This is a genomic window from Rhizobium sp. 10N414, assembly GCF_056394785.1.
This window is the reverse complement of the sequence record NZ_JBFTIN010000055.1, coordinates 15,769-27,956: the sequence shown is the minus strand read 5'-3', so window position 1 is coordinate 27,956 and position 12,188 is coordinate 15,769. Positions and strand designations below refer to the sequence as shown.

The 12,188-nt window shown below is 59.6% G+C and carries 10 protein-coding genes and 2 pseudogenes; 5 read left to right on the top strand and 7 right to left on the bottom strand.

Annotation, left to right across the window (positions count from 1 at the left end):
• Both AC1DE4_RS29055 and AC1DE4_RS29050 read left to right on the top strand, forming a co-directional pair.
• A pseudogene (locus AC1DE4_RS29055) lies at positions 1-125 on the top strand (IS110 family transposase); the annotation flags it as partial.
• Between the two features lie 23 nt (positions 126-148).
• A pseudogene (locus AC1DE4_RS29050) lies at positions 149-322 on the top strand (LysR family transcriptional regulator); the annotation flags it as partial.
• 381 nt (positions 323-703) lie between these two features.
• On the opposite strand, the gene AC1DE4_RS29045 reads toward AC1DE4_RS29050, so the two are convergent.
• Entirely contained in the window at positions 704-901 is a 198-nt protein-coding gene (locus AC1DE4_RS29045; protein WP_477884294.1) for a hypothetical protein, read from the bottom strand.
• A gap of 655 nt (positions 902-1,556) precedes the next feature.
• On the opposite strand from AC1DE4_RS29045, the gene AC1DE4_RS29040 reads away from it, so the two are divergent.
• On the top strand, positions 1,557-2,543 hold the full coding sequence (locus tag AC1DE4_RS29040; protein ID WP_477817800.1) for an AAA family ATPase: 987 nt from the start codon (positions 1,557-1,559) through the stop codon (positions 2,541-2,543).
• A 3-nt stretch (positions 2,544-2,546) separates the two neighbouring features.
• Complete coding sequence (locus AC1DE4_RS29035; protein ID WP_477884292.1) at positions 2,547-5,057, top strand: S8 family peptidase; 2,511 nt, start codon at positions 2,547-2,549, stop codon at positions 5,055-5,057.
• 168 nt (positions 5,058-5,225) lie between these two features.
• Here the strand turns inward: AC1DE4_RS29035 and AC1DE4_RS29030 are convergent, their stop codons facing one another.
• On the bottom strand, positions 5,226-6,419 hold the full coding sequence (locus AC1DE4_RS29030; RefSeq protein WP_477884290.1) for an abortive infection family protein: 1,194 nt from the start codon (positions 6,417-6,419) through the stop codon (positions 5,226-5,228).
• Between the two features lie 252 nt (positions 6,420-6,671).
• Between AC1DE4_RS29030 and AC1DE4_RS29025 the strand changes: the two genes are divergently transcribed.
• Entirely contained in the window at positions 6,672-7,250 is a 579-nt protein-coding gene (locus tag AC1DE4_RS29025) for a LacI family DNA-binding transcriptional regulator (protein WP_477884288.1), read from the top strand.
• Positions 7,251-7,616: 366 nt separating this feature from the next.
• Here AC1DE4_RS29025 and fba read toward each other — a convergent pair whose 3' ends face one another.
• From fba to AC1DE4_RS29000, 5 genes are read right to left on the bottom strand one after another with little or no spacing between them, the layout of a single operon-like run.
• Positions 7,617-8,654 (bottom strand): class II fructose-bisphosphate aldolase, encoded by a 1,038-nt coding sequence (gene fba, locus AC1DE4_RS29020; protein WP_477884286.1) that lies wholly within the window; start codon positions 8,652-8,654, stop codon positions 7,617-7,619.
• 58 nt (positions 8,655-8,712) lie between these two features.
• Positions 8,713-9,351 carry a 3-oxo-tetronate 4-phosphate decarboxylase gene (gene otnC, locus AC1DE4_RS29015; protein ID WP_477884284.1) on the bottom strand — a complete coding sequence of 213 codons (639 nt, stop codon included), beginning with the start codon at positions 9,349-9,351 and terminating at the stop codon, positions 8,713-8,715.
• Positions 9,348-10,625 (bottom strand): 3-oxo-tetronate kinase, encoded by a 1,278-nt coding sequence (otnK, locus tag AC1DE4_RS29010; protein ID WP_477884282.1) that lies wholly within the window; start codon positions 10,623-10,625, stop codon positions 9,348-9,350. Before otnK ends, otnC begins: the two co-directional genes overlap by 4 nt.
• 3 nt (positions 10,626-10,628) lie before the next feature.
• Complete coding sequence (locus AC1DE4_RS29005; protein WP_477884280.1) at positions 10,629-11,297, bottom strand: aspartate/glutamate racemase family protein; 669 nt, start codon at positions 11,295-11,297, stop codon at positions 10,629-10,631.
• Between the two features lie 14 nt (positions 11,298-11,311).
• Complete coding sequence (locus AC1DE4_RS29000) at positions 11,312-12,016, bottom strand: molybdate ABC transporter substrate-binding protein (RefSeq protein ID WP_477884278.1); 705 nt, start codon at positions 12,014-12,016, stop codon at positions 11,312-11,314.
• Between the last annotated feature and the right edge of the window lie 172 nt (positions 12,017-12,188).

Genomic DNA, 12,188 nt, shown 5'->3' with positions numbered 1-12,188 from the left:
GCATGGAGGCTCGCCAAGTCAATGCTGCTCTTTCGGCCATGCGTAATAAGACGGACAAGAACGATGCGCGCGGCATTGCCCAGCTGCTTCGATCGGGTTGGTACAGCCGGGTACATGTGAAGAGCGTCGAAAGCCACTACACCCGAGCGTCGGCTTTGCCCCGGAATGGACGCTTGATCTTCCCAATCGCGGCTTCGAGCTGAAGAAGGTAAGCGGGATCGACTTCCGGATCGGGCTTGGCATTGCCTGGAACAGAGAGGATCCAACCGCTGGCCGTGATGATATCGTCGACATTGCGCGGTCGCTGGCACGGCGCGGCTGACAACATAGACTAACGGATCTAGGCAGGGTCGGTTGCCCGCCGCTCTTTGTTGCGCTCGCCGAGACGCGATGATGTGGGGGATTGCCATCTGAACCTGTTGATTCGCGGCAGCCACGGATACTCCTAACCTCTGTCGCCTCCCTTGGGGGGCGTATGTCGTTATTCCATGTAAAACGCCCGGATTTGTAGGGAATCCGCTCATTCAGGCGACTGACAAGAGAGATTCGCGAGCTTTGTCGATCTACCATCGATAACCAGAATCGAATCATGATTTGCCCCTGCAGGAGAATCCCCGGGCTATCAATCAAGTCTCAAAACGCCGGGTTATGCACACTTCTATGCTCGCTCACCGAAACTGCTGCCACCGATTTTGCCCCCGTACTAAGCGGGGTAAGCGGCGGTAAGCGGGGGCTGTTTCTGGCGATTAAACAAGCTGAAGACAAGCTTGCGCGGTTCGATGAGATTGTTCGCCGCAGCCCGATAAGACCGGGTTTCACCGAACGGGCCCATTTCCATGAAGCTGCTGCCAGCATGTGGATTTCCAATGAGCTTGTCCATGTCGAAGATCTGGTTCTCCACGATGCCGACCGTGATGTTCGTGCCCCTACGCACAAAATCACAATTGCGCAGTCGATCCTCCGGACACGGCGAAGGGCGGTGAGCGCAGAGCCGGATTGGGCGACAGGTAAAGTTGGGATCGAAGCGATCGTTGGTCGATCCTATCCGCTGACGATGACATTTGAAGGCCGGTCTTTTGCTGACCGCAGTTTCCCGATCGCATCGACGCGGTTTTCGAACGAGACGGCTGCCCCACCTTCGACTAGATCAGGTCTTGGAGGTTGGACAGGGCGGGGTCCTGCAGAAAACCCAAGGCTGGGCGACGATGAACGTTTGACGCTCTCGTGATAAGATAGCCAGGGCGGCCCCTCTGTAAATTCGCGTGCCGATTTTCATTGCAGAGTGAAGAGAAGGTCCAGGGTGAAAAAATTACGTCGCACATGCCATCCTTGGTTGCGGTGAAGTTTCTTTGTACTGTCTCGTCAATTCCTGGGAACTGTTGCACCGTTAAATTGATTTTCGCAACGACCATCAATAAACTGGATTTTAACCAGTTCTTGGGGAGAGGCGTCTATCTCTCGAAAGTGCCGATGAGTCGCCGCGAGAGGATCACGATGACGCGAAATTGGACATTAGGATCAGAAGGAGCGCGACGCTCGAGCCGAGCGGCTGCGTCATGACGACCGCCCAGCAGTTAATCTCGCTCTTGAAGAGCCACGTTGACGGCGACGACGAGCAATTTCTGACGATTGCGCTGCAGGCTGCTGCGAATGAGGCCCGAAGAGGCCACGGCAAACTCGCAATGCAACTTCGTGAACTTGTCGACGCCGCGCGTGCCAACATGGATCGTGGGTCCGGGCGGAAGAAGGCTCCTGTTCCCCTCGCGCAGCCGCGAGGCGATCTCGCGAACCTCGTTGCCGTTCGCTATGCCGACGTCCGGTTGTCGAGCATGGTTCTTCCGACTGAGCTCGAGGCTCGGCTGAAGCGTGTCATCCTCGAGCAGCGGCAGCAGCACAAACTGCGCAGCCATGGACTGACACCACGTCGCAAGCTGCTGCTTGTCGGTCCGCCGGGATCCGGAAAGACCATGACGGCCGCTGCTCTCGCCGGTGAACTCCACACGCCTTTGTTCACCGTTCAGCTCGATGGATTGATGACGAAATTCATGGGGGAGACCGCTTCGAAGCTGCGACTGGTGTTTTCGGCTATGCACGAAACCAAGGGCGTCTACTTTTTCGACGAATTCGACGCCATCGGGGCGAAGCGAGCTGAACGAAACGACGTCGGGGAGGTCCGGCGCATCCTCAATTCGTTCCTCCAGTTCCTCGAAGAGGATGAGAGCGACGGTCTGGTGGTGGCCGCGACGAACCATCCGGAACTGCTCGATCCTGCACTCTTCCGCAGGTTCGACGACGTCATCGAGTACAGTTTACCGAGCGCCGAGGTCGCAACGGGCATTTTTCAGGCACGGCTCTCCAGCTTCGACACTCGCGATATCAATTGGGCAAAAGCAGTTTCCGACGCTGCGGGTTTGAGTCAGGCCGAGATCGTCAGGGCCGCGGCTGACGCGGCAAAATTGGTCATCCTTTCCGACCGGGAACGCATTACCCAGAACGATCTCGTCATTGCGATCGCCGAACGCAAAGGAGCGGCGTCGCAGTAAACGATGGCAGAAGAACCACCGCGTCCACTCCAACACGTCTATCTGCCCGGTCATGGGGACATTCAACACTACACTGCCAGAGGTGGCGGTGGCGGCGTGGACGTCCCGGCGCGCGAGCGAGCCGAACATGCGGGAAAGCTGACCGAAGCTCTCACGCGCGCCGTTGCGGATGCCGAGGTCCGGTTGAAGGCCCGCGAGCCGGAACTTGCCGGCGGAACGCCTGGTTTTTATCTCGAATTTGAGCTGCCCTCATCGCAGGGCGAGATCGTCGATAAGCTCGAAAACCGCCAGGGCAAGTTTCCGATCGAACTCGTCAGCGTTCGTCCGGTGGGAGAGGGAGGGGACACGATCGCCGCCACTGTATTCGTTCCTGAACGGCAGCGAGACTACTATCTGAAAAAGGTCGCTCAATATCGCGACGAGGACCGAATTCAGAAAGTGGAGGTCGACGGGGAGATCGTTGAGAGGAACAACGGCCCCAAGAACGAAGTGCTGGTGGCCTCCCTCGAAACCGCACGCCTGGCGGTAGCAAGGTCCCTCTATACCGACGACGAGGCGTTCTTTCCGGCCCCTGCGACCGGCATTTGGTGGGAGGTCTGGCTCCGCCTCGGGACAGTGGACACCTTCGCGGCGGCGGCGCGGCGATTGGAGTTGCCCGTCCGTCAACATGCTCTGCAGTTTCCGGAGCGCGAGGTGTTGATCGTCCATGCTACTGCCGAGACGCTCGGCCGGATCATCGCGAACACCGATGCGATCGCGGAGCTGAGAACGGCCCGTGATACCCCGGCTTTCTTCATGGAAATGGATGGCGCGGAACAGAGAGTATGGGCTGCGGAAACGGCGGGCCGCATTGTTGCCCCCGATGAAGACGGGCCTGCAGTTTGTCTTCTTGATTCCGGTTCGACACGCCGCCACCCCCTGATTCAGCCGGCTCTTGCTCAGGCGGATCAGCAAGCATTTGATCCGGGCTGGAACGTCGAAGACATCAGCAATCAGGGCCACGGCGGGCATGGCACCCAGCTTTCGGGCGTCGCCCTCTACGGTGACTTGACCGACAGTCTCGCCGGCGATGGACAGATCGTCCTGACACACCGTCTGGAGTCGGTGAAGATCCTGCCCGACCACGGCGCAAACGATCCCGACCTCTTCGGCGCGATCACTGCCCAATCGATCGCGCGGGCCGAGATCGTGCCACCGAACCGGCCCCGGGCGATCTGTCTCGCACTTACCAGTGATGGCGATCACTGGCGCGGCCGCCCCTCGTCGTGGTCCGCCGCGCTCGATAAGCTCGCCTATGGCGCCGATAACGCGCCGCGACTGATCGCGGTCTCTGCAGGCAATATCCGGGAAGACATCCACCAGAACGACTATCTCGAACGCAACGATGCCACGCCGATCGAGAGCCCGGCGCAGGCATGGAACGTACTGACAGTCGGTGCCTTCACCGAGAAAACAACGATCACTGATCCTGTCTTCAATGGATGGGGTGCGATGGCGCAGGTCGGCGATCTTATGCCTCGCAGCCGCACCTCCGTCAGCTGGAACCATGATTGGCCGCTCAAGCCGGATGTCGTGTTCGAAGGCGGCAATCTCGGCATCGATCCAGCCACGCTCGTCGGAGACCAACTCGACGACCTCGCCCTCCTGACGACCCACCGGACGCCAGAGAACCGTGCGTTCACGACGACCGGCGAAACCAGTGCGGCAACGGCGCTTGCGGCAAGAATGGGCGCGCGCATCCTTGTTCAGCGTCCAACCCTGTGGCCTGAAACAGTCCGAGCCCTGATCGTGCATTCGGCAGAATGGACGCCGGCGATGAAGGCCCATCTCGGCGCGATCAACAAGAACGCGCTGCTGCGGCGCTATGGTTTCGGGGTGCCGTCCATAGTGCGGGCGCTCGGCAGTCTCAACAATGACGTTACCATGGTCGTCGAGACCGAGATGCAGCCCTTCATCACCGGCGGAAGCAAGATCGAAACCAAGGATATGGTGCTGCATGAGCTGCCCTGGCCAACACGGGAGCTCGAAGCTCTTGGCGAAACTCAGGTTCAGCTGCGGATCACGCTGAGCTATTTCATCGAGCCAAACCCAGGTGAGCGCGGCCAGACCCGGCGTCACAGCTATGCCTCGCATGGATTGAGGTTCGCTTTGAAGCCGAGCGACGAGCGCGCCGACGTGTTCTTGCGCCGTATCAATGCTGCCGCGGGCGCCCGGCCGCCGGCAAGGGCGGCCGGCGACGCAGGTTGGACACTGGGGCCTGTGCTGCGCAATCGGGGTTCCCTACATGCGGATATCTGGGAGGGCAATGCAGTCGAGCTTTCCCAGCGTGATGCGATTGCCATCTATCCGACCGGCGGCTGGTGGCGGGAGAACACGGGGCAGAGAAGGGGCGATACGGTCGTTCGATATGCGCTTGCGGCAACATTGCGAACCGCGGCGGAGGTCGATCTCTATACCCCGATCAGCACCCGCATTCAGCCAGAGGTGGCCCCTGAAATCCTGATTGAGACTTAGCCCAGGAATAGCCGCTCAAGGAAGGGCTATCTTATTCTCGTAGCTTGATCTCGGAAACGAAAGCTTCCCCGATGTGCATTCGGGCGCTGTAACTCCCGGCATGTGCTACTCAGGACCGGCTGATCGTGGGCGATGCGATGGCGTAACCGGCATAGACAAAATTCCAAACTACACTTCCGGATTGGTCGATTTGGCCGACGCGGGAAGACCGCTTTCAGCTTTCCTCGCCCGCCATGTCTCGACCAGGAAGGTCGCCATGGTGCCGGACAGGTTCACGGCAAGTTCTGCATGACGGGGCTGCGGCTTGGCCTTCTTGGGGCCGGGACTATGTGCATCACCCAGCTTACTGCGCAGAGATCCGAGGAGTTCGACAATCTGCTGACAACTGCCTAGGAGCTGCTTGAAGGTCTGCTCCGTATGGTCGTCGGGCGCCAGACGGAGGACCTTGGCAAGCTTCCGATACAGAACCGGAAGATCAGCATTGTCCGGATATTCAACTTGCGCTTCGTCGAGGATCCACTTGCAGACGTCCTCAAGAAGGGTACGCGCCAATGTGATGGCGCCGCGCGGATCGTCGGCGCGCCGCTCGACCGCAGCGATCCATCGATCATGGACGTCGTCCGGATCGAAGGCCTGCAGGGCCGCACTAATACCGTGATCAGCCGGGCTGCCTAGAACCGCGCGCTGCATTTCATAGACGGGAGATCCCGAAATTTTCCTCGCCACGGCAAGACGGAAATCGTCATGCCGCAGGTGACTGTTCAACTCCGCGACTATGGATGCCTGAGCCTCCGGCGTCTGAACAACAGGCGCGGTGACTTCCTCAAGGAATCGGAATAGCTGGGCTTGCGAACAGGTCAGGAAGCCAAGGTGGATCAGCATCTCGTCGGTTTCCCAATCGTAGTTCCGCACCGTGTGCTGATAGATATCGTCGAGGATGCCGCCAGAAGAGCCGTACGGTGAGGGGATTTCCGCGACGGGCCATGCCCGCTGTACGAACTCGACCTCCTCCATTTCCGTCGCCAACGGCCGCGTCTTGAACACCGATAGCAGCCGACGGCGTGTGATCTCGGTAATCGCGGGTTGCCCGATCTCTTCCAGTTTCGCAACTTGCTCGGAGAGACGATAGCTGCTGACTTCCTGCAGAAGCTTCTTTGCCAAGGGCAGAAGCTCTTCTGTAGGAACGACCGTGAGCCGACTCATGGCGTACTTGTACTTACTGTTGAAGGCTTCGGATCCATCGCCATCCGCCAGGCCAAGGCGTTTGCAAACGGCGGGCACATCATAGGCTTTGAAGTCCGCGATTGCATTGGCAAGCTCGGTGCGAAGATCGCGGATCATTTGTGGTGGTGGGGACGTCATTGGTGATGATCAAATCAGGATGCGTTGGACTACGTCAAGGGTGAGTTCGTCGTTGCGGCGCTCCCATAGGTGATAAGGGCATTATCGAACAAATTCAGTGTTCTTGTTTCAATTGCCCTGCTGGTCGTAGGTTCATTCCCGTTCAAGACCATGCCGTCACTAGCGGCAGGGAGGCAATGATTGAAATCGATCAGCTCCCAGATAATATTATGACCGAGATTTCGGCGGCGCGCTTAGTGTGGTTTCACTGTAATGAAAGACAAGAAAGTCGGCAGGCGAGCCACACTGTTGGACGTTGCGAAACGAGCTGGGGTGGGTACCGCCAGTGTGGATCGTGTACTAAACGACAGGGGCAATGTCAGTGAAGAGGTGAGCAAGAAAGTTCTGCAAGCCGCTAGGGAGCTAGGTCTCCGGCGAACTCTTCCTCAGGCTCATCGGAGGATAATCCGAATCGATGTCGTCCTGCCACGTCCAGAACTGCCGCTGATCGGCAGACTTGGATACGAGTTCAAAAGGCTGGCAGGTGTGCTGGATCGCTCGATAATCCTTTATAGAACCGTTCTGGACGACGAGCGACCGGAGACTCTTGCTAGGGCATTGGTCCGGACAACCTGCGACGCGGTGGTCTCCTACCTGCCAGACCATCCGCTAGTCCACGCGGCTGTAGAGGATCTGAGCTCCAGAGGCATACCACTCGTAACTGTAGTCTCGGACGTCCCGGGCTCGACACGGATCGGATACGCAGGGATTGACCACGTCGAAGCCGGCCGTACGGCAGGTTATTTCGTAACCCGTATGGCGCGTTCGCCTGGGGCGCGGCGCAGTTTGTAACGGGCGAGCTTTAGTTGGGTCACGCTCTCCTGCCATTTGCGCGGAGATGACGGCCAGGTTGACCTGTCGTAGCCTGGTGCCCCGACGGGTCTTCCGCAAATGCGACAGAGCGGACACCGACACGTTCTGAGAGGCGACCCATATGATGCCGCGGGCCTCGCCTTTGGCGGACGTAGCACTGGCAGAGCAGGGAGTCGTCTACAGCCAGTTTCACATAACCGCCCTCTGTGCTCCGGCACGAGCTTCTTGGCGCGCCTGCGAGGATATCGACAGATCGCCGAGTCTCACTTCTCGGCGATCTGACTAAATTGCTCGGCCCGAGCGGCAACCGCCGAATGGAACCGCCCAAAACTCGCCCCGGGGCATTCAGGCGTAAAATTGGATCATCGATTCCGCCGGCAGCACCCTAATCCGAGAGCCGTTTCCAGCCGCTCCGAACCGCTCGAACCTTTCGAGGCACACAGCCTCCATGCGAGCAATGCCAGGTTTCAGCATGCCGCGAATGTCGAAGGATCCCGGATTGGCCTTGAGGTACTCCCGGGCCGAACCGGTAAGCGCCATGCGCAGATCCGTATCGATGTTGATTTTTCGAACTCCCATTCGAATGGCGTTTTCAACTTCCTCTAATGGGACCCCGTAGGTCTTGGAGATATGACCGCCGTTCTCGTTGATGAGACCCTGGAGATCCTCGGGCACCGTCGATGCTCCGTGCATCACCAGATGCGTGTAGGGCAAACGTTGATGGATCGCGGCGATGACATCCATCGCCAGTATGTCGCCGGTGGGCTTGCGGGAGAACTTGTACGCGCCGTGCGACGTTCCGATCGCGACCGCCAACGCGTCGACCCCTGTTGCCGCGACGAAATCCGCTGCCTGCTGCGGGTCGGTCAGCAACTCTTCGCGCTCGAGCGTCCCCACAAGGCCGTGACCGTCCTCTTGTTCGCCACCGCCCGTTTCCAGTGAGCCAAGAACACCGATTTCGCCTTCGACCGAGACCCCGCGCGCATGGGCGTACGCGACGGTCCTGGCGGTCACATCGACGTTGTACTCGTAACTGGCTGGCGTCTTGCCGTCAGATTCCAGCGAGCCGTCCATCATCACGCTCGTGAAGCCGAGTGCGATCGCGCTTTCGCAGACTTCTGGTGTTGACCCATGGTCTTGATGGAAGCAGACCGGCACCTTCGGAAATCCCTGCGCCGCAGCCTTCACCAGACCGCTTAGAAGGACATCGTCGGCGTACTTGCGCGCGCTTTGGCTCGCTTGGACGATCACCGGGCTATCCGAGCGTTCGGCCGCTCTGAGCACTGCGAGGAGCGTCTCCAGGTTGGTGATGTTGAAAGCGGGAACTCCGTAGCCGCGCTCCGCGGCATGGTCGAGTATTTGGCGCATAGAAGCGAGTGTCATGAAGGTTCCTCCTAACATGTTGGTTCGCCACCCTGTGGCGTGTATGGCTGCGAGATTTTCAGTTCGGGAAGGCTCTATTGATCTCGGCGATTTCGTCGGCGCGCAGAGGTGAAGTCTTCCTGTCGCCGAGAATGAAGAACAGTTTCGCCGTTTCCTCCAGTTCCTCATAGGCGTAGACCGCCTCTTCGAGACTGGCACCCGAGACGATCGGCCCGTGGTTCGCGAGCAGCATGGAGCGGTGATCCCGGGAAACCTTCCTTACTTCGTCCGCCAACGCCCGATCACCCGGACGAAAGTAGCGGACGAGGGGGAGCCTGCCGACCCGCATGACGTGATACGCGGTCAGTGGCGGCAAAACATTTTCCGTCTGCTCGTGGCAGAGACAGGAGACAGCCACCGAATAGGTCGAGTGGAGGTGCACGACTGCACGGGCCGCCGGACGCTCCTGGTAGACTGCGAGGTGGAAGAAGTATTCCTTGGAGGGAGGGTCTCCGCTGATCAGCTCGCCGTCCGGTGAAAGCTTCGAGATCCGTTCTTCGTCGAGAAAGCCGAGGCTTGAGTTCGTCGGAGTGACGAGAATGCAACCGTCGTCGAGCCGCACCGATAGGTTACCCGCGCTTCCATGAGCCAGTTGTCGCGTGTATAGAACGCCGCCCATAAGCACGAGCTTTCGGCGTATTTCCGCTTCGCTGGTCATGGCCGGATCTCTCCCGACAGTGCCGCCAAAGCTTCCTCGAAGAAGTTTGCACCGCCGAAGTTTCCCGACTTGAGGGCGAGCGCCAGACCCTTCTGTCGGCTGACGAGGACGGGAACGCCGGGACTGACCTCAGGGCCGATTGCTAGATCCCCGAGATTAAGCGCTTGCGCTACAGCCCCGGAAGTCTCGCCGCCAGCTACCACAAGGCGGTTGACCCCGCCGTCCACGAGCTTGCGCGCCGTGTCGGCAAACAACCCCTCAAGTTTCTCCGAGACAGCTTCGCGGCCGTAGCGCGCCTGCGCCGCCGCAACGTCCTCCGGCGTGCCAGAAGAGTAAACCAGGGGCGCGTTTCCGTGATTGGCCCGGATGAAGGAAACGACATCGTTCGATGTCGTGCGTCCACTCATCACGTCGTCGACCGACACGGTCATCGCCGGATGATTGCGCGTGTGGACGTCAATCTGGCCTCGTGTCGCGCCGGAGCAGCTTCCGGCTAGAATGGCTTCGGGACCGCTGACGCCTTCGAAACGCCCGCGCGCTCCCTTGGCAAGACCACTGGCAATGAAATTCGAGGCGAGGCCAAGCGCTATCCCCGATCCACCGGTCAAAAGCGGAGAGTCGGAGCAGGCGAGTCCAATGGAAACAAGATCCGCGTCACTGACTGCGTCCACGACGACGAGCGTTTCCCCGCGTTCTGCACTGGCCCTCAGGGCCGTTCGAATGGCATTCTTTCCCCCCCGAACGGTTTCCGTCGCTACCAGGCCGACTTCAGTACTGGTTTGCAGCCGGAGCCAACGCCGGATGTTTGCGTCGGTCATGGGTGTCAACGGGTGGTTCTGCATCCCGGATTCGTTGAGGAGCTTGTCATTGACGAAGAGATGCCCTTGATACAGCGTGCGCCCCATGGCGGGGAATGCAGGGCAGGCGACAACGCCCTTCACGTTCAATACGTCGGCGAGCGCTTCCGCAACGGGGCCGATGTTGCCTTCCGGCGTGGAATCGAATGTCGAGCAATATTTGAAAACGACTTGGCGGCAGCCCTGCGCTTTGAGCCAGTGGAGGGCTTCGAGAGATCGTTCGACTGCTTTCTCGGAGGCAACCGAGCGCGTTTTCAGGGAGATCACTCCCGCCTCGATATCAGGTGAGGCATCGCCTTCCGGAATGCCCATGAATTGCGAAGTGGCCAGGCCGCCCTGTCTGGGAAGACCTTTGGCGAGCGTATTGGCGATATCGCTCGCGCCCGTGAAATCATCTGCGATGACGCCGAGTAGCATCTCTTACTCCATGACCAGTGTTTTCATGCGTGCGACGGCGGCCTCGGGAGCCGTAAGGACGGGCCTGTCCACCCTACGCCGGACCTCCGAGGCTGCTCGCGAGGTGGAAAAATGCGCCAGCATGATCGCGTCCCGATCAGCAAACCGAGGGGCCATATCGGCGACAAGACGATTGTGCGCGGTCGCTTCGCCGCGCCTTAGCAAATCGATTGCGTCGGGAACGACGATCGTTTCAAGGGTGCTCGCCACCCCGGCCTCCTTGGCGAACTGTCGGAATTCGTCCTCCATCGTGGATACCGCGGGTGCAAAGGTCGCAAGCATGCCGATCCGATTGCCGGCTGCGATCGCCTCCCGGAACATTGCCTCGTTCGGTCGCAGGATGGGGAGCGGAAGAACCTCGACCATCCGATCGATGGCAGGCCCGAAGGCCGAACAGGTGATGAGGATGCCATCGGCTCCGATCCGCTGCGCGTAGCGGCCAAAATCGACGAAGCGCTCGATCAATGCCTCGGAAATGTCGGCACCTTCCTTGGCGCGATCGATGGTAAGTCCGTCGTCCAACAAGTTCACTGCGTCGGCTTCCGGCCAATGTGCCGACATGGCGGTGTTTACCGGTTCCATGGCTACGGGTGTCGCGTGAAGGAGAACAATGCGGGGTCGCGGATTCATCATAGCGTCCTCCTTTCCTACCCCGCGAGCCGAACACGCGGTACAAGTCCGGACCGGGCGTAGATCCCGGCGGCCTTTGTGTCGGTGAGGTGCTGGACAAAAGCCTGCGCAACTTCAGGATTCGGTGCGTCGGAGAAAACGGCCGCGGAGAAATCGGTATGCTTTTGGTAGGGCTCAGGAAAAGGACCGACCACCTCGATGCCATCGATCGACATGAGTTCGCTAACCTGCTGTACGGCGAGATCGGCGTCGCCGGAGATCACTTTGTCCGCGGTGAAGCCGGCATGGATTATGGTGGCCTTTTCATTGATCTCGTCTGCGATCCCGAGCCGTTCGATTACGTCCCTGAAATGAATGCCGCTAGCACCTGTCTGCGAATACGCGACCGATCGTGCCGAGAGGAGTGCCTGCTTGAATAGGTCCGGGGTCGAGATATCGGGAAGGGTCTCGCCGCGGCGTGCGCCGAGGCCGAAGCTTGCGCGCGCAAGTGGTCGAACCGACCCACCGAGCAATATCCCTGCCTCGACCAGTTCATCGATAGGCTGATCAATCGCAATCAGAACATCTGCCCGATCACCCCTCCTGACCCCTTCAATCAACACCCCCGTAGGATTCCATTCAACCGCGATGCGATGACCGAGAGATTGCCAGGCAGGCAGCAACTGGGTCTTCAGCGCGAGCTCGACAGCAAGTGTGCTCATAGCCTTCAGTTCAACGCTCATGTATCCTCCCTTTGCCTCCTCGCTTGGGGCAATAGCTACCAGCATTATCGTCGTGCCGGTCTGTCAGGCCCCGCATTACAGAGGGCAGCCTTGGCTCGGTCAACTTCGCTTAACGGCTTTTCATGAGGTGAAAATCGCGCGGCATCAGATCCGAGTTGGATCGATGCCGTGC

Bases quoted from the DNA above. Each gene is read 5' to 3' on its own strand.
- AC1DE4_RS29000 (WP_477884278.1), bottom strand. From the start codon at position 12,016: ATGAGCGTTGAACTGAAGGCTATGAGCACACTTGCTGTCGAGCTCGCG.
- AC1DE4_RS29030 (WP_477884290.1), bottom strand. From the start codon at position 6,419: ATGACGTCCCCACCACCACAAATGATCCGCGATCTTCGCACCGAGCTT.
- otnC (WP_477884284.1), bottom strand. From the start codon at position 9,351: ATGACCAGCGAAGCGGAAATACGCCGAAAGCTCGTGCTTATGGGCGGC.
- AC1DE4_RS29040 (WP_477817800.1), top strand. From the start codon at position 1,557: ATGACGACCGCCCAGCAGTTAATCTCGCTCTTGAAGAGCCACGTTGAC.
- otnK (WP_477884282.1), bottom strand. From the start codon at position 10,625: ATGCTACTCGGCGTCATCGCAGATGATTTCACGGGCGCGAGCGATATC.
- AC1DE4_RS29035 (WP_477884292.1), top strand. From the start codon at position 2,547: ATGGCAGAAGAACCACCGCGTCCACTCCAACACGTCTATCTGCCCGGT.
- AC1DE4_RS29005 (WP_477884280.1), bottom strand. From the start codon at position 11,297: ATGATGAATCCGCGACCCCGCATTGTTCTCCTTCACGCGACACCCGTA.
- AC1DE4_RS29025 (WP_477884288.1), top strand. From the start codon at position 6,672: ATGAAAGACAAGAAAGTCGGCAGGCGAGCCACACTGTTGGACGTTGCG.
- fba (WP_477884286.1), bottom strand. From the start codon at position 8,654: ATGACACTCGCTTCTATGCGCCAAATACTCGACCATGCCGCGGAGCGC.